The organism is Fluoribacter gormanii (assembly GCF_900156395.1).
Lineage (GTDB): Bacteria > Pseudomonadota > Gammaproteobacteria > Legionellales > Legionellaceae > Legionella > Legionella gormanii.
Window position 1 is genome coordinate 90,233 of sequence record NZ_FTNL01000002.1, and the last position, 26,278, is coordinate 116,510.

The following is a 26,278-nucleotide window of genomic DNA, read 5'->3' on the forward strand; positions in this document are numbered from 1 at the left end:
AGAAAATTAACATCAAATTACAATGATTGACAATAATCAAAACGATAAAGTATCTGAGCTCAAAGGTAATATAGGTTTATGAGAAACAATGATTGTCAGTACGGCTACTATTAAGATAGGATATTCATACTGAATTCTTCCTACACTAAATGCAGTAAAATCAATTTTGTTACTTGAAGGACAATGGTGCTTTATCTTATTGAAACAGAATTTCAATATTACTTCTCAGGGAGTAGTTCTTCTTGTTGGACTTAATTTGGGTGGTTTTTCTGTTCAACGTTAAGGGATATAAATGTTAGGAGATAAGTTTCTTCGCGTTTGGTCTATTGCAAAAAAGGAGTTTATCCAAATTCGAAGGGATAAAGTAGTTTTTTTATGGCTATTGTTTGCTCCTGCAATGCAAATTCTTTTATTTGGCTTCATTATCAACACAGATCCCAAGCATTTACCGACAACAATTATTTCTTCAGAAGATACCCCTTTTACACGAAGTTTATTACAAGGATTGAAAAACACGCATTATTTTTCAATTGACGCAGTTGCTAAAGATGAAAAAAGTGCGGAGCGGCTATTACTTAGCGGTAAGTCATTATTTATTATCAACATTCCACCTAATTTTTCTCGAGATCTACTAAGAGAAAAATATCCACATGTATTAATTGAAGCGGATGCTTCAGATCCTCTCACTGTTGCAAATGCATTTCGTGCCGCAACAGAACTTCCATCAAGGGTATTTGAGCATGATTTACATGGAGCTCTTGAATACCTCGCACCTAAGGAGGAGATACCCTTTGAGTTTGAGATTCAGGCTAAATACAATCCTGAAAATATCCCACAATACAATACTATACCTGGATTAATTGCCTATTTAATATTCGCAACATTTACAGTTCTTACTGCAGTATCCATTAACTCAGAGTTTGAACGAGGGACTTTTGAAACACTTCTAATTACTCCTTTAACACCAGCGAATATCATATTTGGCAAAGTAATACCTCATTTTATTTTGGCCTATTTGCTTTTTTTTGTATTACTCGCAATTGCTTATTTTATATTTTCGATTCCTTTTTATGGCAGTCTACCTCTCTATTTATTGTTATTGGCACCTTATTCAATATCCAATTTAGGTACTGGACTTGCTATCTCTGCTCTTACTAAATCACAATTTACAGCAGTGAGCCTATCAAATGCTTATATACTGGTAGCTACATTAATCTCGGGATTTTTATTCCCATTTAATGGAATACCTCATTGGGCACAGTACTTGAGTCAAGTTATGCCACTGACTCATTTTTTAAGAATAACCCGAAATAGTATGCTAAAAGGAGCTGGTTTAGATATTCTATGGCCCGATACCTGGCCAATAATTATCTTTACCGTATTTATTATCTTTTTAGCAATTTTTCTTTTTAGAAGAACATTAGACTAATGAAGAACTATGCTAAAAGCATCCGAATTTTAAAGGCAGGGATATGAAAGAAAAATCAGAAAATTATGCGGAGCTTATTTTACATCATCCGCTTTTTTGCCTGCTTGATTCTCAAAGTGCCCATCAGCTGATACGGCATTTCAAGTCTGAATTTGTAGAACCAGAACAGATTATTGTTGTTGATGGGGATCCCATTGATTGTATTTATCTTATTATTTCTGGAGGAGCCGAAGTGATAAGGTCAGTACATACTTTAGGAAACCATCGCGAAATGCGTATTGCCGAATTAAAAGAGGGGGATTTTATTGGTCTCTCATCAGAGGGTTTTGCTTCACGTACGGGTCTGCGTACTGCTTCAGTAAAGGCACTGACTACGATGCATTTACTAAAAATTAGTCTTTATGATTTTCTGCAATTTCTAAAGCAACCTCAAATAAGATATCCCAATTTAAAAAAATTGAGCGAAGAGTTCCTCTTGATTCAATTTATTCGTTCTCATCATACATTTCAAAATCTGTCCCATGAAAAAATCCAGACCATAGTAAAAACTGCGCGGAACATTAAGGTATCTGAAGGAACTTGTTTGTATAAGGAAGGAGATCTTGCAGATACCTGTTATTATCTTCTCAATGGCGAAGTCGTCCTTTTAAACTTAAAAAAAAGTAGTTCTACTGTAGTTAAAATAAATCAAATGTTTGGTGAAGAAGAATTTTTAACCAAGATGAAAAGAAAAGAAAGTGCTTATGCAAAATCTGATAGCGAGGTGTTAATTATGGAAGCCGAGATCGTTAAAAAATTGATAAACGTTGAACACTCGTCATCACTATTTCAAAAAGTTATTTCGAGATTTATAAGAAACAAATAGGATTGGTTTTCAAGTTTTGTGCTAGGAATAGGATTTTTATGGATAAAAGTAATTATATCATTGACGTAAGCCATCTTACTAAAAGATTCAATAAAAATTATGCAGTTAATGATCTTGAACTTAAAGTGGAATATGGTGATATCTTTGGTTTTATTGGGCCTAATGGGGCAGGGAAAACTACTTCGATAAGAATGTTATGTGGTCTTATTACTCCGGATTCTGGCATCGGGCAATGTGTTGGCTTTGATATTTTGACTCAATCGCGACAGATCAAAACGCTTGTTGGCTACATGTCACAAAATTTTGGCTTATATAAAGATCTCACCGTTTACGAAAATATGCTTTTTTTTTCAGAAATATATGGAGTCGTCGATAGAAAGAATCAGATTGAAAAATATTTGCATAAATTTGATTTATATAAACATAAGCATCAAATTGCAGGTACATTATCTGGTGGATGGAAACAGCGCCTCTCCCTTGCAGTTTCTTTGTTGCATGATCCGTTATTGTTATTATTAGATGAACCTACCGCGAATATTGATCCGAAAGCCAGACGTGAATTCTGGGAGCTGATGCACCAATTATCAAGAGAAGGGATTACTATTTTATTGAGTTCACACAATTTAGATGAAGTAGATAAATGTGACAAAATTGCATACATGTATTATGGGCGTACTCTGATGTCTGGAACTATTGAAGAAATCTTAAGAACTGTGAATTTGTCTACCTGGGCTATAAAAGGAGTCAATTTAGCAATGTTGGCACATCAATTAGAAGCTACAGACGGGGTAGATCAAGTGTTACGATTTCATAACACCTTGCATGTAAGTGGTAAAAATCACGAAGAATTATCCAAGGCGATACACCCCTATATCAATAATGAATTTTTTCAGGGAAAAATAATCGATTCAACTTTAGAAGACGTATTCGTTTGGCTTGCGACATTTGGTGCACAGAGATTATAAAATGATAAAAATGGAGCTTTGGCGGGTTTTATCAGTTACTAAAAAAGAGTTTATTCAGATCAAACGAAATATTTCAACTTTTTTATTCTTATTCTTAATTCCTGTAATGCAAATACTTTTATTTGGATTCATGATTAATACAAATCCTAAATATTTACCTACTACAGTGATTTCGCCTGAAGAAAGTTCATTTACGCGATCCTTGCTCGAAGGGTTTAAACATACAGACTATTTTTCGCTAGATTCTGTTGCACAATCAGAACAAGCAGCAGAGAAGTTATTGCTTAGTGGAAAAGGGCTTTTTGTGATTAACATACCGCCTAATTTTTCAAGGGATTTGATACGAGGGAAAAAACCGCATGTACTAATTGAAGCAGATGCATCAGACCCAATATCAATATCAAATGCATTCCGTGCTGCAGCGGAATTGCCCTCGAAGGTCTTTGAACGCGAGTTGCAGGGCTCTTTAGATTATCTTTCTTATCATCAAACACCTTTTGTTTTTGATATCCATCCTAAATTTAATCCCGAAGGTATTTCACAATATAATATTGTACCAGGTCTAATTTCCGTATTAATTTTTACCACACTCACGCTTCTTACGGCAATGTCAATTACTTCAGAATATGAAGTAGGAACTTTCGAAACGTTATTAATTACTCCTCTTAGTCCTGCAAATATTATTGTTGGCAAAGTGCTCCCTCATTTTATAGTCGGTTATTTTATTTCATTTATCTTGCTCATGATTTCTTGTTTTGTTTTTTCTGTTCCTTTTTATGGAAGCTTATTCCTTTATCTATTCATTATGGCATTTTACTCTATTAGCAATTTATCCTTGGGTCTTGCTGTTTCAGCATTTGCCAAAACACAATTTCAAGCTGTTGCGATAATCAGTGCTTGTATCCTAGTGGCCGTAATGAGCTCCGGGTTTTTATTTCCTTTTAGTGGAATGCCTGTTTGGGCTCAATACATCGGTCAAATCTTACCCCTGACACATTTTATTAGGATTACACGTAATATAATGTTGAAAGGTGCTGATTTTAATATTCTATGGCCCGATGTGTGGCCAATTATTTTATTTACGATAATTATTGTTATCTTAGGTACTTTGGTATTTCGAAAAACTCTAGATTAAAATTGATAGAAAGACAAGGATAAGGTTATTACTAAAGTAGTTTTAAAAAAATCCCCGCAAGTGCGGGGATCATTGAATTTAAAGCAGAAGGAATTAAATATTAATCCGCTTTTTTACCTGCTAATTTTTCTTTGATGCGAGCTGCACGGCCAGCTAAATTACGTAGGTAATAAAGTTTGGCACGACGTACATCACCTCGTCTTTTTACAGTAATGCTGTCAACAATTGGACTGTAAGTTTGGAATACACGCTCAACACCAACACCGTGTGAAATCTTACGAACAGTGAATGCAGAGTTTAAACCACGATTACGTTTTGCTATGACAATACCTTCAAAAGCTTGTAAACGTTCACGGTTACCTTCAATTACTTTCACTTGAACCAAAACAGTATCGCCAGGATTAAAAGCTGGGATTTCCTTGCCTTGCATTTGCTCAGCATTCAGTTGGTCAATAATATTAGTCATGGACTACTCCTCAAATTGGTTCATCCTTTAGGAATCACCGTGTTCATACTTAAACTCAGCAAGCAATTGCTGGTCTGTTTCACATAACTGTATTTTTTCAAGTAAATCTGGTCGTTTAAGCCAGGTTTTACCCAGAGATTGCTTTCGCCGCCACAGTTCTATATCTCTATGATTACCACCTAATAAAACAGGTGGTACCTCCAATCCGTCAACGGTTGCTGGTCGAGTATAATGAGGGCAATCCAGTAAACCATTCATAAATGAATCTTGTTCTGCTGAACCAAGATGCCCCAGGCTTCCCGGTATTAAGCGAATGATCGCATCAATAAATACCGTAGCGGCCAGCTCACCACCACTTAAAACAAAATCTCCAAGAGACCATTCTTCATCTACATAATTTTGAAGAATACGCTCATCAATTCCTTCATATCGCCCGGCAATAAAGAGCAGGGGTTGTTTGTCATTTGCCACTTGATTCAAGTCATTTTGTCGAATTACCTTGCCCTGAGGACTGAGGTAAATCGTTTTACAATGAGTTGGCATTTGACTGCGTGCCTGCATAATCGCCCCTTTTAAGGGCTCATACATCATAACCATTCCCGGGCCACCCCCATAAGGCTTATCATCAACTTGCCTATAGGGCCTGGAAGACCAATCTCTTGGATTCCAGTAATCGATTTTAACTAATCCTTGCTCAATGGCTCTGCCCGTAATGCCATAACTCAAGGCATTAAGTATTTCGGGTATTAAGCTGATGACTCCAAGATGAAGCACCACTTAAAAATCCATATCCCAATCAACAGTAATTAACTGCTGGTTGGCATCAACATCTAATATAAATTTTCCAGGTAAATAAGGTATTAAGTGTCTTTTATTACCTTCTACAACCAGCACATCATTTGCACCTGTAGGGATTATTTCAATGACTTTCCCAAAAGATTTACCTTGTTGGTTGATCACATTCATGCCTATAAGTTGATGCCAGTAATATTCACCTGGTTCCAGTTTTTCCAGTTGTTCCTGTCGAACTGCAATTTCTATATTAGTGAGTTGGGCTACAAGCTCACGCTCAGGATAACCTTCAATTTGGGCTATGATGGATTTATTTTGTACTTCAGCACGCAACAATTTAATTGGTTGCCATTTATTGTTAATAAAGGCATGCCAATTTTCGTACTTTAGAACATTATCACGAGGTTCTGTAAAGGAGTGAACCGTAACAAAACCTTTAACACCATGTGGCCGCCCAAAACGGGCAATAATTATCCAGTTTTCCTGATTATTCACGTTATTAAGCAGCTTCGCCTTTTTTATTAAATTCTTTAACTAAAGCGCTGACGCGATCAGATAATTGCGCCCCTACTTTTTGCCAGTGGCTCAATTTTTCTGCATCGATATGCAGACGCACTTCTTGTCCACGAGCTACAGGGTTAAAATAACCAATACGCTCAATATAACTGCCATCGCGACGTTTGCGGCTGTCAGTAACGACCATATGATAAAACGGACGCTTTTTGGCGCCACCTCTTGATAAACGTATAACGACCATTGTTTTCCTCTACTTTAGAGTGGTTACGTAAAAATGCCGTGTATTGTACGAAAATTAATTCGGCATGTGAAGTAATTCTTGCGAATTATTTAAAATCATCGGGTAATATGCCTTTTAACCCTGCCATACCACCGATTCCACGCATCATTTTTTGCATTCCACCAGGTTTTGTAAATTTTTTCATCATTTTTTGCATTTGTTCAAACTGTTTTAATAATTTGTTCACATCTTGAATTTGTGTTCCTGAACCCAACGCAATGCGTTTTTTGCGTGAACCCACAATAAGCTTGGGGATACGACGTTCTTTGGGGGTCATGGAATTGATAATTGCAATAGTTTGTGCCATTGCTTTATCACTGACTTGCTTCATTGCCTGTTGAGGCATCATTTGACTGACGCCGGGTAGTTTGCTCATCATGCCAGCAATACCGCCCATATTATTCATTTGTAGTAGTTGTTGTTTAAAGTCTTCCAGATCAAAACTTTTTCCTTTTTTCAACTTCTTAGCTAGTTTTTCACTTGCTTGTTTGTCTGCTTTCCGTTCGACTTCTTCAATAAGGGTAAGAATATCACCCATACCAAGAATTCTTGAGGCAATTCGTTCGGGATGGAATGGTTCCAAAGCTTCTACTTTTTCACCGCTACCAATAAATTTGATAGGTTGTCCCGTGATTTGTTTTACAGAAAGAGCCGCACCGCCACGAGCATCGCCATCTGTTTTGGTGAGAATGACTCCGGTTAATGGTAAGGCTTCATGAAAGGCTTTGGCTGTATTGGCAGCATCTTGTCCGGTCATGCTGTCTACAACAAAGAGTGTTTCAATTGGGTTTATTTCGTGATGTAAGGCTTTAATTTCCGCCATCATATCGGCATCGATGTGTAAACGACCTGCAGTGTCTAGCAGCAATACATCCATATATTGTTTTTTCGCAGCATCAAGCGCTTTTTTAGCAATAGCAAGAGGTTGCTCGTTTGCTTCTGCGGGGAAGAAGGTGACATCTATTTGTTCTGCTAATACTTTAAGCTGTTGTATCGCAGCAGGTCGATAAACGTCGACACTGGCCACCATTACTTTTTTGTTTTCAGATTCTTTTAGATAGCGTGCTAGTTTTGCAGTACTGGTTGTTTTTCCTGAACCTTGCAATCCAGCCATTAAAAATACTGCAGGTGGTTGGGTTTTAAAGTTAAGCTCAGCACGTTCATCACCCATGATATGAATTAATTCATCATGAACGATTTTAACAAAAGCTTGATCGGGATTTAACTCAGTTAAAACGGTCTGTCCTAAAGCTTTTTGTTTTACTTCTTCGATAAATTCTTTAATAACAGGTAAGGCAACATCTGCTTCAAGCAGTGACATCCTGACCTCACGCAGAGCGTGTTGTACATTGTCTTCAGTTAATCGACTCTGCCCTCGTAGACTTTTGAAGGAGCGGGTCAACCGTTCGGTTAAGGTTTCAAACATGATCTATTACCCGAAAAAAATAGGAACTATAGCACAGAGAAGCTATGATATGAAACTGTCCAGCCCATGATCTAATTTGAGGCAAGTTAGGGATTATTGTTTCTTACTTAAAATCCTAAGAATTAATTCCATAGGTATTATTATAACGAACTCTAAAAAACTGATCGCTGCTGATTACGCTTTTTACATGATTTTTTCAGTCCATCAGCTTGTTTTGTTATGAGTAGGTGCATTGTTCATAACATTTTTTTATTTTGATTAGCAGCAGGAAGTTTGAGTGATGTTCACTTCTCTGGCTTGGGCTAATGATTTTGTGCATTAAGACAGGAAAAAATGCAGAGATTTTCTTATTAAATCATGTTATTTTACAGTGCAAGCTAAAATTCTATGGGCTCGTAAATAAAATCAAGGAACATTTTGTTTAATTATTGCCCGATTATTAAGGGTTCCTTAAGCTAACTTTTATATAATTAGGCTTCTGCACGCCCAAAACTGCACTGAAGGAATGCGATGATCGATAAAAAACATTCACTGACAATTTTCAGTCTGACTATGATAACAGTTGGTTCTGTAGACAGTATACGTAATTTACCTGCTACAGCCTTATTTGGTAGTCAATTAATTTTTTATTTTGTTTTAGGTGCTTTATTTTTTCTAATCCCAACTGCCTTGGTTTCAGCAGAGCTGGCTTCAGGATGGGCTAAGCAAGGTGGGATTTACATTTGGGTGAAACAGGCTTTTGGTAAAAAAATCGGTTTTTTAGCCATTTGGCTGCAATGGATTGAAAATGTAATTTGGTATCCAACGATTCTATCTTTTGTGGCAGGTACTATTGGTTATTTAATTAATCCTGCATTGACGAGTAATCCTTATTTTCTTTGGGCGGTAATTGTTAGTGCATTTTGGGGGGCTACGATATTGAATTTGCGGGGAATGAAGTCTTCAGCCGCATTCAGTAATTTATGCTCTCTTGCAGGTTTGTTATTGCCTATGTCGCTGATTATCGGCCTTGGAGCTTTTTGGGTTACACAAGGTAATCCCTTGCAAATTCAATTTGATATTCCAAGTATCGTACCTCATTTAGATGACAAGTCCATGTGGGTCTCCTTAACTGCGATCATCATGTCATTTTGTGGTATCGAAATTGCGACTGTTCACGCGAATGATGTGAACAATCCACAGCATGCTTTTCCCAAAGTATTAATTTATTCAGTAGGAATTATTTTAAGCACATTAATTCTGGGCTCTTTGGCTATTGCAATTGTTTTGCCTGGAAAGGACATCAATTTAGTAGCAGGAATTATGCAAGCATTTGAAGCATTTTTTTCCAGTTATCACATGTATTGGATGATGCCTGTAGTTGCTGTGATGTTGGTTTTAGGTGGGCTTGGTGGCGTGAGTAACTGGATAATTGCACCGACAAAAGGATTATTGGTTGCTGCAGAAGATGGTAATTTACCTGATTATTTCCAACGTACGAATGCAAAAGGTGCGCCGGTTGTTATGCTGTTCACTCAGGCAAGTATTGTCACTGTCTTGTCGGGTTTATTCTTATTTATGCCCAGCGTGAATGGATCTTATTGGTTGCTAACCGCTTTAGCGGCTCAATTGTATATGCTGATGTATTTTATTATGTTTGCAGCAGCAATTAAATTGCGAATTGCTGAGCCACACCATCATCGACCTTTTGCAATCCCAGGCGGACTAATCGGTATGCTATTTGTTGCAGGTGTAGGTATTGTTGGTGTATGTGCTACTTTGGCAGTGAGTTTTATCCCACCAGAAGGGATTAATGTTGGCGGTATGGCCCGCTATGAATTGACATTGATTGGTGGCTTAATTCTCATGTGTTTACCACCATTTGTAAGTTCTTGGTCACGAGAAAAAGCAGCGATATTGGATGCTGCTGTTCCAGATTAGGATTTTTGCAGACGTTCCTGATCCTCCGTTGTAAAAAGGATTTATAAGGACAAAAGCACAATGGATATACCAACAGAATCTAATGAATTGTTGAGCCAGTTAATGGCAAGATTACCTGAATTGGAATGGAAAATTAGCGAGCTCGGCTCATTTTTTTCAATTAAACGCTTGCCCAAAGGAGTATTCCGTTTAGACACAGAAGCTAATGGAGCTGCATGTATCGCAGAAATTAAAGCGGACATACATGCATTATCTAAACAACAAAACAAGCGAAGTGCTTTATATCTGGCAGAACGAATCAGACAAAAAATTAATATTCTGGTTGTATTATGTCAAATGCATCAGGGCAAAAAAAAGTCAGAAGAAAAAGTTTCCTTCGGCATAAAGATGTTGAGCACCAGGCAGCAATGGATAAACGATCTTGAAATGGAAATTAATAAACTTGTGGCACAACAACAGGCAATGACCAAGGCTTTGGAGCACCACAGGCATAGCCACAATTCCAGTGCAATTTTGCATTTAAAAGCGGAGTTAGGGGAAGTTGAGCGTCGTTTAACTTTAGCTAAGGAAACCTTAAATCGAGCTGTTTCTTAATCAAAAATCTTTTTCTGAATAAAGTAATGCGGTAAATTAGAGTGCCTTCAAGGTATATTATTAAAAATAATCACTCAAACTAAAACATTAACTTATTTTCTCATGAATAACAAAGAAGATGTTAAACAAGAATGAGTGATTACAAAAAAGGAGCTTTTAAATGTCAGATAAATTTTCTCAAGTTACCAAAGATATTAGTACTCAATTAGCTAAAATGCGTAAGGAAATGCCGGAAGTAATGTCTGGATTTTCGGCTTTAGCCCAAGCAGCAACTAAAGATGGTGCCTTAGATAAAAAAACTAAAGAGTTAATTGCTATGGCTTTGGCTGTTGCCAAACAATGTCCTGGCTGTATCGGCTTTCATTCGCAAACATTAATTAAATTACAAGCGACGCGCGAAGAACTTTTAGAAACTTTAGGTATGGCTGTGTATATGGGCGGTGGCCCCTCTCTGATGTATGCCGCTGAAGCTTTAGAAGCGTTCGAAGAATTTAGTAAATAAATTTGTTGCACTAATCTTATAGCCTGGAGGCAATGAATTAGAATCCAGGCTTCGTTTATCGGAATGTACATTAAAGATAGTCAAATTGGTTCGATTACACATCTACCCAGCAAATTATAAGTCAATGCACGGTGGTAATTAAAGCCCCAGGCTGTTTTTTTACCAGGATTAATTAGGATACCGAAATAACCGCCTTGACGTGTAAAGTTGATGATGCCGTTAATAATACTATTTGCACAGCATGACTATTTTTAATATATTTGGTTAAAATGACCTCGATAAGGATCCTGATGTGCACTAAATCGTCCAGCTGTATATGCCACCATTTGGAAATAGCTATTAAACAAGATGATACAAAAAAGCTAAAAGCTATTTTTGGTACTTGCTATGTTGATGAGCTTTATAATTTTCTATCAGACGCCTATAAGTTATGCCAAATCAATGAGAATCATAAATTTGCAACAAGCATCAATAGATTAGTTAAAAACTATCTTCTAGAGAAATCTCCAAAATCAATTAATGTCCAGAATGAACGTATAAAAAAAGGCTTCATGGATTTATATGATGAAAAGATTGACGATCTTGAATCAGCAAAATTATTGCTTACTGAGAAACTAATTCTGCTAATAAAAGATGTTCAGCACCTAGCCTACCAAAACCTTTCTCATCTCGATTCCTTTAGGGATTGCCTCGAAACAGTTGATAAATCCAATACTATAGCTGTGGAAGATAAGAAAGCTCACAACAGGAGAGAATGCTGTATTCTCTAAGAAGATGTGAAAATGGGTCAAAATTCGGATTTCTGGTTTTGATTTTATGCCAATGGTAGGTTTTGGTTACTGGTAGTAACTCATGATCTCTGTTTTCTCGTTGATGATTCACATCCTTTATTTCATGATTTATGCTGCCCTTTTGGGCAACTATTGATAAAACACTTTATTGATAGAGACCCCTTAGATTTTATTATGTTGGAGATTCATTACATTATGTTTCGAATCGAGTTCTTCAAGGCGAGTCTGCCAAAACACCAATTCCTTATTTAAAAAAGCGTTATATTTTTTCGTTTGTTCTTCCATCTTAGAGTAAACGATTTCATATAAGGCAGATCGCGATTCATTACTAATACCCTCTGTCTTTATTGATGAATCGAATTGGGACATAATCTTTTGAGTTTCTTCATCATATTCTACAGACTTGGTTCGCATTTTTTCCTGGATATGATCCAGTGAAATGTTAATAATATTTTTTCTTATATTTAATAAATGATCAGAAGATAATTTTTTAAATTCAATTTTGAATGTAATGAACATTTTTTCAAGTTTGCACGCTTCATTATAAGCGCTATGCATATTGATTAATAAACTCGATAAAGAAGAATTTTCTAAAGGAGTTTTCATTAAATTTTGAATAAAAGAATAGGATTTTTCCAAAAGTTGTTGTCTTGAAATTCTTAAAGAGCGCCGAGATATTTCACTTGTCAGAAAAAGCTCTCTTTCTTTAAGGAAGGAATATATTATTTCTTGAACTTCTTCAGGGATATCTTCCAGCATGGCATCCAAACTTCATTGAAAACACGCCTAATCTTAGCAAAAGGTAAAATTAAGATCTAGATGTACTTATAAGACTCATTTATATAGTTGTGTCTTTAGTATTACTGCATTATTCACATCTTCCGAAAGTATTCTATGCTGAATAGAAACAATCTTATTATAAAAATCAGATGTTGCAGGCTGACGGCGATTAAACAAGGAATGTCCCTGATAGCTATTTGCAATAGCTGCTTGTGCAATAATCGCCTCTAATGTTTCAACCGCAGTTTTAATTTCGCCCTTTTCATATTTTTTATACAGATCAAAAATAGCGGCAACACCTCTGGGTAATCTAATTTCATCGCCGTTATCTAGTTTTCGTTTTTCGCCCCCTAAGCAGCCCACTTGACCATCAAGGTTAATGATATCCGCGAAAATTTCGTTAAGCGGTTTAACTGCATTCCTCTCAATACTATTTTCTTGAGAGTTTTCTGGATCACTTTCCCATGTTGTCTTGATTTTATTAAAAATAAACTCTGCTTCACTGTCGTTAAGATGAAGCTCTAATTTGAGATGATTCTTGGTTTTTTGCTTTCGCAAAGATGAATCGGTTGCTTCCGTTTTATATGTATAGGCTTTTACATCTTGATCTGGCTTATAATGGTTTTTAAAAAGTTCGACATGTAATGTTTCTTTAACTAGAAGATCAAATTTATTTCCTAAATCTTCAAGATCAAGGCGCAAAGGACTATCTTCATTATAATCAGCATTATATTTTTTAAATTCATCAATTATCTGCTCTTTTAAATTAGGATTTTCGATAAGAAAATATAAAAATTTTTTGTTTTTTATAAGCTCTGCTTTGAGTAGTTTGCTACGCCGGGTTTTGTGAGCTACCAATTCTTCTTGTAGTTTAGGATTCTCAATCGTTTCCTTAGCAATGGCTCGATAAATTTGCTCGTCGAATAAAGCTCGTTTAAGAAAAATCGAAAAAGCATCCTTGATAAAATCAGTATTATTCTGAATCCCGTGCAGATTTAAAGTGTGACTATCAGTCTCATCAGGAAAATTACGTGGTTTCGCATCGCTTAAATGCGGGAAATTGGTAATATCCTTTTGCGTTATGGGAAAAGCATCTTTAGGCCTTATGCCATAGGCTCTTTCACCCTCCATTAAAAGAGGCTTATTTGGATTTACACCTTGATATTTTGATGTGATTGGCCAGGTCGATTGATCGTGATCAATTTTGTAGGATATAAGTTCGACTGGATCATAGCCGATATTACCGCCATGCAAATCATTCTCTTCCTCAGTGTAGGCTGCAGCTAATATTCTGCCAATACCTGATTTGACTAAGTCATCCTGCGGCGGCGATTTAAGGCAGACGCTTGTTCCTTCTCTTAAATAGTAATCATGCAAAGATTGAAAATTATCGATGGCCCTCGAAATAACCCCAACTCGATTACCTTTACTATCATGGACACTTCTAACCCTGGGGGTGCGGTCATTTAATAAAAGGCGATAACACATGCCATTGAAGGCTTCAATTTCAGTAATCCGTCTTCCAGATTCATCTGTTTTTAAAATTTCTTTTGCTTCTTTATCAACTTTTTTTACTATTTGAGCACTATGAGAAGGAGAGGGGGCACCTTTTTCTCTTGTAATTTTAGCTTGAACTGGATGATATTGTGCGTACTCTTTACTTTTTGGTGGTGGATGGTGCGTTTTTGCTGCAATGGTTAGCTCATTTTGGAGCTGCTCTAAACGATCGAGTAAAGCGTCATTGCGCTTGTGAGCATAATCAGGACTTGAGCGAATCGCGTTAATAACAATGCCAACCTTTCTAATGCTGGTAATTGTTAAGACTCGTGTCTGTTTTTTAACTTCTTTGTATCCTAACTTATTAAATTGAGGAAAATTTTTGATTAGATAATCAATACTCTCAGAATTAGCAGGTAATGTTAAGATGATAAATGGCTGCTTTGCTGGTTTCTCTATATCTTTTGGAAGAGTATCTTGATGTGTATAAATCTCTTGAAAGCCTATCCCTCGTTTACTATGAATCTTCATCGTTATACTTCTGTATACGTCTATTATAGAATATATTTTAACCAATAAAAATTAACAGAATATTAATCGAGGCACCTAAAATTGGGCAAAATGGATTTTTTTAGGAATAAGAGCTCATTTTCGTTCAATTCAAATAAATAAAATTCATATGGATAATAAGCTCATTGGCCTATTTCATCAGGCTGTAAGTAGTCTAATGAAATAGCTAGGCTTGATAACCGTTCATTAAAAAGTCTTCCATACTGCATGATTAGATCGATCTATATAAAAACTCTATTGTTTGGTCGGCAGTTGTTTGTCTTCCGAAGGTTGCCCTAGCGCTGCAGAAACATGAAGCATTTCATTCTTTGCTGCTGTATTTTGCTGGCATGGATAGTGTTTACTCGCACCTAACCAGGCAACCTGAGATACCGTCATGGAGTCTTTATCACTTTGCTGGCTTGAGATTTCTTTATAAGTTTGCTGAATCAATTCACACAGAGTAAATGCACTAAGCTGTACACCTGGTGGTAAGCAAAAAATAGGATTTCCTTGGTTTTTTGCAACTTCATTTGCCTGAATCATTGTTTCTGCAATACTTTCACATGTGATTGTCAAAACATGGCGAGCAGAACGTGCCCATGCTTGTGCTTGGGGGTCTGCTTTAACTTCCATCTGAGGAATATTATCAGCGATACTCATGTAGTTTTTTATGGTGTCTGCATGGATACAATGACAAAAAAACAGGAAACTGATTAATACTATACGCATAATGATATCCGTCCGATCAAATGCCGTGAGGCTTAATTAAACCCAGTTTAAAAGCAATTAATAAAAATATAAATAAACCCACTGAAATACTGATTCTTATAGTTAAGGCTTTAACCGTTCTTTTGGAGTTACCTGAATCACGAATGAGGAAGACAAGACCACTTGCCAAAGATCCGGCGATGATAATCATGACACAGATGATGATAATTTTAGTGATCATTTGTTATACTCCCGAAATTGCTGTCTAATTATGACTAACATTTAAACAATTAATTAATGATGCCTAGTTTAACCTGTTTTAAATTTCGTTTCACCCCAAGCTGGCCGATGTCGATTTTGGCAATCCTGTTTTTTTCTTTATTTGTTCGGCTTGGCTTTTGGCAAATTCATCGTGCGGACGAAAAAACAAAAATGATTGTTGCACAAAAAACACAAGAGAAGCAAAAACCAGTTCCTTGGTCTGCAAAGAAAAAACTGCCTGTACAATATGAACGGATTACGTTAAAAGGTCACTATTTGTCGCAAGTATTTTTATTGGACAATCAGCATCACAAGCATCAGTTTGGCTATGATGTCTTATCACCCTTGCAGTTGTCTGATGGTTCAATCATTGTAATTGATAGAGGATGGGTTCCTGGTGAACTGACACGACGAATTCTTCCTAACATTCAGGTTCCCCAAGGAAGAATAGAATTGCAGGGGATGGCCTATTTTCCCAGCAAAAATCAATGGGTTTTGGGGCCTGCTATAGAAGAAAAGGGGAATAAAATGATCATTTTGGAGCGTGTGGATGATCAATTGTTCAGTCAAGTTTTGCAAAAATCAGTCGCTCCGTTTATTATTCGCCTCGACAAGCAAGATACAAACGGATTTGTGCGTGAATGGGAGACGGTATCCATGCCTCCGCAGCGGCATTTAGCTTATGCATTGCAGTGGTTTGCTATGGCTTTGGTAATACTAATTATATTTGTAGCCTTAAATCTGAAGAAAGAAAATGAAAAAACAAGCCAGTAAATATTATATTTTAGTGTTGTTGGTTGTAATATTCGTCGCTCCGGGCGTAGCGGCTTATTTATTTTACCAACATCCATCCTGGTTGGGTGCTACACGGGTCAATAAAGGGACCTTACTGAATCCACCGGTAATGTTGAATGCTTTGGACGGAACGTCGAAATGGCGCATCATCTTTTGGAGTCCAGAGGCCTGTGCTCAAGAGTGCATGAAACAGCTGAATATGCTTGCTCGAGTTCGCCTGGCATTAGGACGCAAATTATATCAGGTGGATCAGTGGCTTCTTCTCAGTGATAAAGCATCTGCTTTATCACAAGAACAACAATCCTATTTAAAGGAAATTGATTTTAAAGTGGCAAGGTTATCTGCAGCTGAGGTAAGTACTAAAGGGACTTTATCGTCTGAAACTAAAGTATTTATAGCTGATCCAGGTAATTATTTAATTCTCAGTTATACATCGCAGGTTAACCCCAATGATGTATACAAAGATTTGAAGTTGTTGCTCAATACAACAGAAAACAAGAGTGATTAATCTAATGCAGAATAAATTATTACGATATGTCGTATCATTTGCTGTGCTGTTATCTTTATTCGTTGTTATGCTCGGCGCATATACGCGTTTGACCGATGCAGGCTTGGGCTGCCCAGATTGGCCTGGTTGTTATGGTCAGATGGTTCTTCCCAATGCTAAGGAAAAATTGCAGGCAGCACAAACCCAATATCCGGAAATTCCTATCGAGTCTAGAAAGGCATGGACAGAGATGGCTCATCGTTATGCTGCAGGTTCTTTAGCGTTGTTAATTTTTTTTATAGGTTTTTATGTCGTGCGCAAGCGATTACAGGGTAGTAATTTGCCATGGCATTTGCCTGTTGCACTACTTATATTGGTTTTTTTTCAGGCCGCTTTAGGGATGTGGACCGTAACCTTAAAGCTGTTACCCGTGGTTGTTATGGGACATCTTTTAGGCGGTATGCTGATCGTTGCCTGCTTAAGCCGTTTTCGATTGCAAATCAGTGCAGTAAAGGGGCAGGATTTATCACAATGGCGTTCTTGGTTACGTCTTGGGATGCTTATCGTTTTCATGCAAATTGCATTGGGCGGTTGGGTTAGTTCAAATTACGCAGGAATCTCTTGCATTGGTTTCCCTATGTGTAATGGCGTGTGGTTACCTGATTTGCATTTTGCACAAGGGTTTAATTTATTTTCACCTGTAGGTGCTAACTATCAAGGTGGTTTACTGGATCATGATGTTAGAGTAACGATTCAATTTATTCACCGATTAGGTGCAATTATCACAGCAGTTTATATTCTCGTGCTCGCCTTATTGATTCTATTGAGAAGCCGCTTCAATTATCTTAAAACCGCAGCTTTAGTTTTGTGTTTATTAATATTAGTTCAGTTTACTTTAGGTATTTTGAATGTAATTTATTTACTGCCAATTAGTGTCGCTGTAGCTCATAATGGAGTTGCTGCTCTATTGTTAGCAACACTATTTAGTACACTTCATTTTACACGTAAGGGGCAAAATGATGCACGCTGAGCATGTAGTTCAATCTTCGTCAGCTACTTGGCGTGATTATCTCGAGTTATGCAAACCTCGAGTTGTACTGCTCATGTTATTGACTGTAGTTGTCGGAATGTATTTGGCAACTCCAGGTTGGGTTAGTATGTCGCTGATGTTTTTTTCTTTGCTTGGTATTGGCCTCTGTGCAGGAAGTGCCGCTGCAATTAATCATTTGGTAGATAAACGAATTGATGCCATTATGACCAGAACCAAAAAAAGGCCTGTTGCTAGTGGCCAGGTTTCTGTACGGCAGGCCTTATGGTTTGCTTTAATCATGGGAGCTCTTGGACTGACGGTTTTGGTGATTTTTGTAAATCAACTCACTGCATGTCTTACGTTTGTTACATTGATTGGCTATGCTGGTATTTATACAGGCTATCTAAAAAGAGCCACGTCACAAAATATAGTCATCGGCGGATTGGCTGGGGCAGCACCTCCGTTGCTTGGTTGGACTGCAGTGACTAATCAACTGGACCCTCAAGCTTTATTGCTGGTATTAATCATCTTTATTTGGACACCGCCTCATTTTTGGGCTTTGGCTATTTATCGCTACGAAGAGTATCAACATGCTCAAATTCCAATGTTACCTGTGACCCATGGGATTGCGTTTACTAAATTGAATGTTTATTTATATACCATTTTATTGCTCGTAGTGAGTGTATTGCCTTTTGTTATAGGGATGAGTGGCTTTTTTTATTTAATAGGCGCTTTAGCGCTTGGTGGGCGATTCTTATTTTGGTCGCATAAATTATATCGTACAGATAAGCCTGTAGTTGCCATGCAAACATTCAGATTTTCAATAGTGTATTTAATGTTATTGTTTGTTTTTTTATTGATCGATCATTATTTATAAGGAATGGGTATGAAATAAGTCCCATGAACCAGTTTTTTTGTAAAAGCAGATGGTTGTGAGACTTATTCCATGTTTGTTCCTCTAAGGGGGTAAAATGAGTTTAAAGGCTAAGAGTGTTACCTTTACTGTAGTTGTTTTGCTGGCTCTTGCAGGATTACTTTCAGGAATTTTTGTAGGCCAACATGTTCATTTTAAGAAAAAAATTGATGTGTCGAGATTTCATGGTACTTATCTTGAAAATCCAAGACAAGTCAATCAGTTCAATTTGACAGGAATTGATGAAAAACCATTTGATAATAAGAGCTTAAAAGGTAAATGGACCTTAATGTTTTTTGGTTTTACAAACTGTGGTTATGTTTGTCCAACTACTATGGCAGAATTATCGAAAATGTATCGTATTCTTGAAGAGAAAGGTGTAAAGAATTTGCCTCGCGTCGTGATGATATCAATTGATCCTGAGCGTGATAATCAAGAGAAATTAGGCCATTACGTCACTTCATTCCATCCTGATTTTTATGGGGCCCGTGGAGATGAGCAATCCATTAAGTTGATGACCCGAGAAATGGGCATTGCTTATGCAAAAGTAATTGAAAAGGGAAGTAATGACACAACAAACTATGATATTCAGCATAGTGGTGCTTTGATGCTATTTAATCCTCAGGGAGAGCTCAATGCATTTTTTACAACGCCACATCACGCAGATTTATTAGCGAAGGATTACATGTTGTTGGTTTCTTAAAGGAACATTTTTATAAAATATATTTTGTCAGTCAAAGGTGATTTTTTCATTTTTGGACTAGGCTTTATTTATACGAGCCAGCTGTAAATGAAGCATTTAAGAAGGCTCGACATTTCTAGAATAATAAAAAAATTGAGGAAAGCGTTTTTCATGAAAATTGCAATATTGGCTACTAATCCACATTTGTACTCACACAAGCGTCTGAAAGCAGAGGGAGAAGCTGCTGGTCATGAGATTAGGATTATTAACCCTTTATATTGTTACATGAATGTCGCCGCTTCCTGCCCTAAAGTTCATTATAGAGGCGGGTCACCCTTGCCTCATTTTGATGCAGTAATTCCAAGAATTGGTGCATCGAATACCTATTATGGTACTGCCGTTTTGCGCCATATGGAAACTATGGGTATGTACACGTTAAATGAATCTTTAGCCATCGCGCGTTCTCGGGACAAATTCCGTTCATTACAGTTATTAGCCCGTAAAGGTATTCCTATGCCATTAACGAGCTTTGCTCAATCACCTGATGATACTGAGGACCTGGTTCGTATGGTTGGTGGTGCACCATTAGTTATTAAATTATTGGAAGGAACCCAGGGAAAAGGAGTTATTCTCGCCGATAGTCATCAATCAGCGGTGAGTATTATCAATGCTTTTAAAGAAATGCATGCCAATATTTTGGTGCAGGAGTTTATTGAGGAGTCACGCGGAGTCGATATCCGTTGTTTTGTTGTCGGGGAAAAAGTAGTTGCCGCGGTGAAACGACAAGCAAAAGATGGTGAGTTTCGTGCTAATGTTCACCAAGGCGGGAAAGCAGCAAAAGTAAAGTTATCACCACAAGAGCGTGCAATTGCAATCAGTGCTGCTAAAACAATGGGTTTAAAAGTTGCGGGTGTTGATTTAATTCGATCGAATCATGGACCTTTGGTTTTGGAAATTAATTCCTCACCTGGCCTTGAGGGTGTGGAAAAAGCCACCGGCATCAATATTGCTGGAAAAATTATTGAGTACATTGAGAAACATGCAAAACCGATTAGTGCGAATGATCGGTTCCATGGTTAATTGTCAGCTAGGGCGCAAAAAAGTAGAATCTGCGAGAATTAGAGGTTAGCAATATGAAACCTACGCATCTCTTCTTCCAAAGCGAGTTTGCATAAGACGAACACCTTGTTTACTAAGCGTTAATGAGCCTATTGTTGATGTATCTATTGGGCTCGCATAATACAAATACCCAAAAATTATAAGCACAAGGCTTTAATTAGAGATGATATATGTTTTATGCGACCATAAAGCTGTAAATGAATATATTAGTGGGATGAGTCACTCTTGCCGACTAACCAATCAGCACTTACCTCAAATTCTTCTGCTAATGCATTGAGTAGTTTTTCATCTGGGCTTGTGGCACCGTTAAGCAATGCTTCTGCTTTGAACTTTGGAATCTTTACCAGCTTCGATAGTACCTCAATACGTTCTGCACTTGATTCGGGTGCACCAATATTATCAAGCTCTTTATTTAGTCTTTCAGAAAATCTCTTATTAAGCATTGGCTTCTCCTAATAATGATTTAGGTTAAGGTAAAATACATCCAATTATTCCTCTAAGTCATCGCCTCACAGCTAAGCCATGAAAGTCAGGCAGAAGCGAACGGATATCTTATTTATTTGATATAGCATAAAAATGAGGTTTTGCAATGATTGTCCTAAAACATTCAGCACATTAAACTTTTTCATTCAAATTGCAACTCCTTTTTCAAGGATAATCTTGATTTGGGTTGATCTGCACAATCTTTCAATTTAGTATTGAGCCATCAAAAGATGATTGTTTGGGATAAACATGATCGAAGAAGTTGCTGTCAAATATCCTTGTGATTTAATTATATTTGGTGCTTTGGGGGATCTGTCTTGCCGTAAATTATTTCCTGCCCTCTATCAGCTCGAACGCGCCAATTTGCTTCATGCCAATACCCGCATTATTGGTTGCGCGCGGGATCCATTCACATTAGCAGACTATACGGGGTTAATAAAATCTAAAGTACAGGCTTTTATCGGTGAAGGGTCGGATGAGCAGGTTTGGTCACGTCTCATTAATAGAATGGCCTATTGCCCGATTGATCTGACACAACCTGAAGACTATGCAAAAATAGCAGATTATGTGAGTCCTGATGAGCGGATTAGCATTTCTTATTTTGCAATTCCTCCTTCTCTTTATGCTCAAACATGCCAGGGCCTCTCAAGTATTGGTTTAACCAAGCAACCGTCACGAGTGGTTTTGGAAAAACCAATTGGCCATGATTTACCTTCATCTATAGCGATTAATAATGAAGTTGCCCATTTTTTTGCTGAAGATCAAATTTATCGAATTGATCATTACTTGGGTAAAGAAACTGTATTGAATCTTTTAGTACTGCGTTTTGCCAATGCGATTTTTTCCTCAAACTGGGATCATCAGGCCATTGATAAGGTTGAAATTAGCGTTGCAGAAGAGGTAGGTGTTGAAGGACGGTGGTCATACTATGATAAATCAGGTCAAGTGCGGGACATGCTGCAAAATCATTTATTACAAATTCTGTCGCTTTTGGCCATGGAACCACCAATGAGTCTATCTGCTGAATGTATTCGTAGTGAAAAATTAAAGGTATTAAAGTCATTACGGCCTATTTCTGATGCTCATGCTCATGAACATACTGTGCGAGCGCAATATGTGGGAAATGTGATTAAAGGTCAACAGATACCTGGGTATTTAAATGAAGAAGGAGCCAATAAAGGGTCGACTACTGAAACGTTTGTTGCAATTAAAGCATACATAGACAATTGGCGCTGGTCTGGGGTTCCTTTTTATTTATTAACAGGTAAAAGATTATCGAAAAAACAAAGTGAAGTAGTGATTTACTTTAAGCCGCAACCTTATAATGTTTTTAAACAATTAAAACAGGAACTGTCTCCTAATCAGCTCATCATCCGTTTGCAACCCGATGAAGGTGTAGAACTACGAATGATGAATAAAATTCCTGGTCTTAGTGAAAGCATGCAACTGCGAGACAGTAAGCTGGATTTAAATTTTAACCATCTCTTTAACTCACAAAGAATTGCCGATGCTTATGAACGCTTATTGTTGGAAGTAATGTTAGGCCACCAATATCTGTTTGTAAGTCGTGAAGAAGTAGAGCAAGCTTGGAAATGGATTGATGAAATTAAGCAAGCGTGGGAAAAACAAGAGACCCCTCTCTACACTTATCCAGCAGGTACTTGGGGGCCTTTGGAGGTAATTCGTTTATACAATGGCAAGGCGCATGTATGGGGTGATCAAAATGCTGTTACATAGTTTTAGTGAAGCTTCTATCTTAACCGATGATTTGGTTGAGCAGTTAAAACGGATTCTTTGTAATGCAGTGGAGCAACGCGGTCACGCTTATTTAGTGGTTTCGGGTGGAAAAACTCCAATTGATTTATTCAAGGCTCTAGCCAAAGCTGAGCTTCCCTGGGATAAAATTACCATCACACTGACCGATGAGCGTTGTGTTCCTGCCCATGACCTGGATCGAAATGAACGGTTAGTCCGACATTTTTTACTGCAACACCATGCAGCTAAAGCTCATTTTTTGAGTTTATACAACGAGAGTGATTCTCTAGAACAAACAGAGCACATGATTGCTTCTTTACCTACTTTTGATGCGGTAGTTTTAGGGATGGGAGAGGATGGGCATATTGCATCTTTGTTTCCTTGCGCTGATGAACTCAGTATGGGGTTGGATGATAATGCCGCAGCAGTTCTTCGAATTAGTCCAAAGACAGCACCTCATCAACGAATAAGTTTATCGAAAAAAAGATTATTAGATAGTCGCGTTATCTTTTTGCATTTACTAGGTCAGAAAAAATTGACTGTATTGCATCAAGCGATGGCAGAGCATGATTCTATGGTGATGCCTGTGAGTGCTTTTTTAAATAACGTTGATGCAAATGTTCAGGTGTTGTATGCACCTTAAGGAAAAATAATGCACCCGGTTGTAGCTCAAGTTACGGATAACATCCGTGAACGGAGTATCCGTAGTAGAGATCTTTATCTGAAGCATATAGAGCAATCGCGAATTAAAGGTCCTCAGCGAAGCGTGCTTCACTGTGGAAATTTAGCACATGGCTTTGCTGCCTGTGCAAAGCAGGACAAAGCAAATCTGAGAGGCATGACTAAAGCAAATATAGCAATTGTTTCTGCTTATAATGACATGCTTTCAGCGCATCAACCTTATCTGAGTTATCCCCCGTTAATCAAAAAAGCTATTTCTGCTGCGGGAGGGGTAGCACAATTTGCAGCGGGTGTTCCGGCAATGTGTGATGGAATTACCCAAGGCCAGATTGGGATGGAATTAAGTTTATTAAGCCGAGATGTAATTGCCATGTCAACAGCGATAGGTTTGTCGCACAATATGTTTGATGGCGCCCTTATGCTCGGTATTTGCGATAAAATTGTTCCTGGATTGCTGATGGCGGCTTTGAGCTTTGGTCATTTACCTTTTATTTTTATACCAGCAGGTCCCATGCCGTCGGGTATTTCAAATCAGGAAAAAGCACGTATTCGTCAATTGTATGCAGAGGGAAAGGCAGATAAAAATGCATTGCTTGAGGCAGAAGCAGCGTCATATCATTCTGCAGGCACATGTACTTTTTATGGCACTGCTAACTCCAATCAACTGATTATTGAAACGATGGGGCTGCAACTTCCTGGCTCATCATTTATCAATCCTGGTACGCCTTTACGTGATGCACTCACTTGGACTGCTGCGCAACAAATTCTTTCTTTAACGGATTTAAATGGTCATTATACGCCGATAGGTCAATTAATGGATGTAAAAAATATTGTTAATGGCATTGTTGCATTATTGGCATCAGGTGGTTCCACGAATCACACGATGCATCTGGTTGCTATAGCGGCTATGGCAGGCTATTCGATCAACTGGGATGATTTTGCTCAACTGTCAGCCGTTACACCTTTGATTGCCAAGATTTATCCGAATGGCTATGCAGACATCAATCATTTTCAACGAGCTGGCGGCATGGCGTATTTTATCCATACTTTACTGGATGCAAAGTTGCTGCATGAAGATGTTCAAACAGTGATGGGGCATGGTTTGCAGCGATATACACAACAGCCCGTATTGGATAATGAGCAATTATTATGGGTTTCTGGTCCTTCTATTTCAAATGATGAGAGCGTATTAACTTCCGCCCAAACTCCATTTAAAGCTCAAGGGGGCTTGCAAGTATTAAGTGGAAATATAGGACGTGCTGTAATTAAAACCTCAGGACTTGCTGCTGGAAAAAGTAAAATTGAAGCGCCAGCCGTGGTGTGTTCCAGTCAGGAGGAATTTGAACAGATGTTTCAAGAAGGCGTTTTAGATAAAGATTGCGTGGTGGTAGTGCGCTTTCAGGGACCTAAAGCGTGCGGAATGCCCGAATTACATCAATTAACACCCAAACTTGGGGTGCTTATGGATAAAGGGTATCAAGTTGCTTTAGTCACTGATGGTCGGATGTCTGGAGCATCAGGTAAAGTTCCTGCGGCGATTCATGTCACACCAGAGGCAATAGATAATGAAGTACTTTCTCGCATTGAAACTGGAGATATGATTTTAATTGATGCCGAACAAGGAATGCTGCAATTATTAGTTACCGATTATGAGTTGGGATTAAGACCTAAAGCTGTTTTAGCTGATTTGGGGGCTCATCTGGGCATGGGCAGAGAGTTATTCGGAAGTTTAAGGTCGCAATTCACAGGGGCTGAGCAGGGAGCATGTAGTTTGTTTCATGGAAAAGAGTCTTGTTATGAGTGATGATTTAAAGTCTTATGCGATCGTTGCGGATATTGGTGGGACTTTTGCGCGTTTTAGTCGTGTCAATTTAGAAAACTTGGTCATGGATAAAATTGAAATTTATTCCTGCGCTGCATATCCCAGTTTTGAATCAGTATTTTTAGCCTATAAGACACAACATGCATTGGAAGAAATAAAGCAAGCCGCTATCGCTATTGCTTGTCCAGTGCTTGATGATGTGATTTGTATGACCAATGCACATTGGCGTTTTTCTATCAGTGAATCAAAACAAAAATTAGGGCTGACAGAGCTTAAGGTTTTGAATGACTTTAATGCTATTGCAATGAGTTTACCTGTTTTATCGAATCAGCAAATACTTCAGATAGGAAGGGGAGTTGCAAATCAAAATGGGACTAGAGCTGTGTTGGGAGCTGGAACAGGATTAGGCGTTGCCTTCCTTTTGTCAACTCAGGGAGGATACTCTGCTCATGCCGGAGAGGGCGGTCACATGAGTTGGGGTGCAAAAACAGAGCAAGAATGGTTTATTTATCGTTATCTCAAGCGAACATATGAGCATGTATCCTATGAGCGCTTATTATCTGGCCATGGTTTGGAAAATTTATATCAAGCACTGGCTGCTTTGCATCAAAAAGAGAGAGGCCATGTTCCTGCTTCAGAAATTATTGCTTTGGCTTTAGCACAACAATGTACTATTGCAGAAGCGACAATAGCGCAATTTTTCGCAATTCTGGGGTCTTTTGCTGGAGACTTGGCATTAATTTTTGCAGCCTTTGGTGGTATTTATATCGCTGGTGGCATTGTGCCACGATTAATTTCATTGTTGCATGGTAGTGATTTCAGAGCTCGTTTTGAAGAGAAAGGTCGTTTTAGCGATTTCAATGCGAAAATCCCGACTTATGTGATTACTGCCGAGCAGCCAGGGATATTAGGGGCTGCAGTTCATTTAAAACAATCGTGGCCTAGATAAAAATGAGCATAATCGGATAAAGTCCTATTTTTGATCCCAGATTACACTTACTTCATCTAGGCTATGGTCGACTACAAGGAGAG

General features: G+C 37.9%; 28 protein-coding genes. 18 read left to right on the forward strand and 10 right to left on the reverse strand.

Annotated elements, in window-relative coordinates; genetic code table 11:
• Positions 1-292: 292 nt before the first annotated feature.
• Genes BW930_RS01765 through BW930_RS01780 form a run of 4 tightly spaced genes read left to right on the forward strand, consistent with a single transcriptional unit; the run spans position 293 to position 4,394 of the window.
• Positions 293-1,429, forward strand: coding sequence for an ABC transporter permease (locus tag BW930_RS01765; protein ID WP_058466703.1), 1,137 nt, complete (start codon positions 293-295; stop codon positions 1,427-1,429).
• 43 nt (positions 1,430-1,472) lie between these two features.
• On the forward strand, positions 1,473-2,294 hold the full coding sequence (locus BW930_RS01770) for a cyclic nucleotide-binding domain-containing protein (RefSeq protein ID WP_058466702.1): 822 nt from the start codon (positions 1,473-1,475) through the stop codon (positions 2,292-2,294).
• A gap of 38 nt (positions 2,295-2,332) precedes the next feature.
• Positions 2,333-3,259 (forward strand): ABC transporter ATP-binding protein, encoded by a 927-nt coding sequence (locus tag BW930_RS01775; RefSeq protein ID WP_058466701.1) that lies wholly within the window; start codon positions 2,333-2,335, stop codon positions 3,257-3,259.
• A 1-nt stretch (position 3,260) separates the two neighbouring features.
• Positions 3,261-4,394, forward strand: a complete 1,134-nt coding sequence (locus tag BW930_RS01780; RefSeq protein ID WP_058466700.1) for an ABC transporter permease — start codon at positions 3,261-3,263, stop codon at positions 4,392-4,394.
• A gap of 100 nt (positions 4,395-4,494) precedes the next feature.
• Here the strand turns inward: BW930_RS01780 and rplS are convergent, their stop codons facing one another.
• The 5 genes from rplS to ffh all read right to left on the reverse strand — a co-directional run bounded on the left by rplS (position 4,495) and on the right by ffh (position 7,874).
• Positions 4,495-4,860, reverse strand: coding sequence for a 50S ribosomal protein L19 (rplS, locus tag BW930_RS01785; protein WP_058466699.1), 366 nt, complete (start codon positions 4,858-4,860; stop codon positions 4,495-4,497).
• 27 nt (positions 4,861-4,887) lie between these two features.
• Positions 4,888-5,637, reverse strand: a complete 750-nt coding sequence (gene trmD, locus BW930_RS01790; RefSeq protein WP_058466698.1) for a tRNA (guanosine(37)-N1)-methyltransferase TrmD — start codon at positions 5,635-5,637, stop codon at positions 4,888-4,890.
• On the reverse strand, positions 5,638-6,147 hold the full coding sequence (gene rimM, locus BW930_RS01795) for a ribosome maturation factor RimM (RefSeq protein ID WP_058466697.1): 510 nt from the start codon (positions 6,145-6,147) through the stop codon (positions 5,638-5,640).
• Between the two features lie 4 nt (positions 6,148-6,151).
• The gene (rpsP, locus tag BW930_RS01800; RefSeq protein WP_058466696.1) at positions 6,152-6,409 is read right to left on the reverse strand and encodes a 30S ribosomal protein S16; all 258 of its coding nucleotides are present in this window, start codon (positions 6,407-6,409) and stop codon (positions 6,152-6,154) included.
• Between the two features lie 85 nt (positions 6,410-6,494).
• Positions 6,495-7,874 carry a signal recognition particle protein gene (gene ffh / locus BW930_RS01805; protein ID WP_058466695.1) on the reverse strand — a complete coding sequence of 460 codons (1,380 nt, stop codon included), beginning with the start codon at positions 7,872-7,874 and terminating at the stop codon, positions 6,495-6,497.
• Positions 7,875-8,384: 510 nt separating this feature from the next.
• On the opposite strand from ffh, the gene BW930_RS01810 reads away from it, so the two are divergent.
• From BW930_RS01810 to BW930_RS01825, 4 genes are all read left to right on the forward strand, one after another.
• Complete coding sequence (locus tag BW930_RS01810) at positions 8,385-9,794, forward strand: APC family permease (protein ID WP_058466694.1); 1,410 nt, start codon at positions 8,385-8,387, stop codon at positions 9,792-9,794.
• A gap of 60 nt (positions 9,795-9,854) precedes the next feature.
• Positions 9,855-10,388 carry a hypothetical protein gene (locus BW930_RS01815; protein ID WP_058466693.1) on the forward strand — a complete coding sequence of 178 codons (534 nt, stop codon included), beginning with the start codon at positions 9,855-9,857 and terminating at the stop codon, positions 10,386-10,388.
• Positions 10,389-10,548: 160 nt separating this feature from the next.
• Positions 10,549-10,890, forward strand: a complete 342-nt coding sequence (locus tag BW930_RS01820) for a carboxymuconolactone decarboxylase family protein (RefSeq protein ID WP_058466692.1) — start codon at positions 10,549-10,551, stop codon at positions 10,888-10,890.
• 326 nt (positions 10,891-11,216) lie between these two features.
• On the forward strand, positions 11,217-11,660 hold the full coding sequence (locus tag BW930_RS01825) for a hypothetical protein (RefSeq protein ID WP_238587817.1): 444 nt from the start codon (positions 11,217-11,219) through the stop codon (positions 11,658-11,660).
• Between the two features lie 183 nt (positions 11,661-11,843).
• On the opposite strand, the gene BW930_RS01830 is transcribed toward BW930_RS01825, so the two are convergent.
• From BW930_RS01830 to BW930_RS01845, 4 genes are all read right to left on the reverse strand, one after another.
• Positions 11,844-12,440: a hypothetical protein gene (locus BW930_RS01830; protein WP_058466690.1), complete on the reverse strand. Its 597-nt coding sequence runs from the start codon at positions 12,438-12,440 to the stop codon at positions 11,844-11,846.
• 75 nt (positions 12,441-12,515) lie between these two features.
• A complete protein-coding gene (locus tag BW930_RS01835) occupies positions 12,516-14,534 on the reverse strand; it encodes a hypothetical protein (protein ID WP_131756797.1) in 2,019 nt (672 codons plus the stop codon).
• A 228-nt stretch (positions 14,535-14,762) separates the two neighbouring features.
• Entirely contained in the window at positions 14,763-15,239 is a 477-nt protein-coding gene (locus BW930_RS01840) for a hypothetical protein (RefSeq protein ID WP_058466688.1), read from the reverse strand.
• Positions 15,240-15,255: 16 nt separating this feature from the next.
• On the reverse strand, positions 15,256-15,459 hold the full coding sequence (locus tag BW930_RS01845; RefSeq protein WP_058466687.1) for a twin transmembrane helix small protein: 204 nt from the start codon (positions 15,457-15,459) through the stop codon (positions 15,256-15,258).
• Between the two features lie 59 nt (positions 15,460-15,518).
• Between BW930_RS01845 and BW930_RS01850 the strand changes: the two genes are divergently transcribed.
• From BW930_RS01850 to rimK, 6 genes are all read left to right on the forward strand, one after another.
• Positions 15,519-16,253 carry an SURF1 family protein gene (locus tag BW930_RS01850; RefSeq protein ID WP_172461626.1) on the forward strand — a complete coding sequence of 245 codons (735 nt, stop codon included), beginning with the start codon at positions 15,519-15,521 and terminating at the stop codon, positions 16,251-16,253.
• On the forward strand, positions 16,234-16,782 hold the full coding sequence (locus tag BW930_RS01855; protein WP_058466685.1) for a hypothetical protein: 549 nt from the start codon (positions 16,234-16,236) through the stop codon (positions 16,780-16,782). The genes BW930_RS01850 and BW930_RS01855 overlap by 20 nt, the downstream gene beginning before the upstream one ends.
• 4 nt (positions 16,783-16,786) lie before the next feature.
• Positions 16,787-17,791 carry a COX15/CtaA family protein gene (locus BW930_RS01860; RefSeq protein WP_172461600.1) on the forward strand — a complete coding sequence of 335 codons (1,005 nt, stop codon included), beginning with the start codon at positions 16,787-16,789 and terminating at the stop codon, positions 17,789-17,791.
• The gene (gene cyoE, locus BW930_RS01865; protein ID WP_058466683.1) at positions 17,781-18,668 is read left to right on the forward strand and encodes a heme o synthase; all 888 of its coding nucleotides are present in this window, start codon (positions 17,781-17,783) and stop codon (positions 18,666-18,668) included. Before BW930_RS01860 ends, cyoE begins: the two co-directional genes overlap by 11 nt.
• A gap of 94 nt (positions 18,669-18,762) precedes the next feature.
• Positions 18,763-19,407, forward strand: a complete 645-nt coding sequence (locus BW930_RS01870; RefSeq protein WP_058466682.1) for an SCO family protein — start codon at positions 18,763-18,765, stop codon at positions 19,405-19,407.
• A 150-nt stretch (positions 19,408-19,557) separates the two neighbouring features.
• Positions 19,558-20,466: a 30S ribosomal protein S6--L-glutamate ligase gene (gene rimK / locus BW930_RS01875; protein WP_058466681.1), complete on the forward strand. Its 909-nt coding sequence runs from the start codon at positions 19,558-19,560 to the stop codon at positions 20,464-20,466.
• Positions 20,467-20,711: 245 nt separating this feature from the next.
• Here rimK and BW930_RS01880 read toward each other — a convergent pair whose 3' ends face one another.
• On the reverse strand, positions 20,712-20,948 hold the full coding sequence (locus tag BW930_RS01880) for a hypothetical protein (protein WP_058466680.1): 237 nt from the start codon (positions 20,946-20,948) through the stop codon (positions 20,712-20,714).
• A gap of 289 nt (positions 20,949-21,237) precedes the next feature.
• On the opposite strand from BW930_RS01880, the gene zwf reads away from it, so the two are divergent.
• The 4 genes from zwf to glk are packed head-to-tail and all read left to right on the forward strand — an operon-like array spanning position 21,238 to position 26,195.
• Positions 21,238-22,725 carry a glucose-6-phosphate dehydrogenase gene (gene zwf, locus BW930_RS01885; protein WP_058466679.1) on the forward strand — a complete coding sequence of 496 codons (1,488 nt, stop codon included), beginning with the start codon at positions 21,238-21,240 and terminating at the stop codon, positions 22,723-22,725.
• Positions 22,712-23,386, forward strand: coding sequence for a 6-phosphogluconolactonase (pgl, locus tag BW930_RS01890; RefSeq protein WP_058466678.1), 675 nt, complete (start codon positions 22,712-22,714; stop codon positions 23,384-23,386). Before zwf ends, pgl begins: the two co-directional genes overlap by 14 nt.
• A 9-nt stretch (positions 23,387-23,395) precedes the next feature.
• On the forward strand, positions 23,396-25,228 hold the full coding sequence (gene edd / locus BW930_RS01895; RefSeq protein WP_058466677.1) for a phosphogluconate dehydratase: 1,833 nt from the start codon (positions 23,396-23,398) through the stop codon (positions 25,226-25,228).
• Positions 25,221-26,195 (forward strand): glucokinase, encoded by a 975-nt coding sequence (gene glk, locus BW930_RS01900; RefSeq protein ID WP_172461599.1) that lies wholly within the window; start codon positions 25,221-25,223, stop codon positions 26,193-26,195. Before edd ends, glk begins: the two co-directional genes overlap by 8 nt.
• Positions 26,196-26,278: the final 83 nt, after the last annotated feature.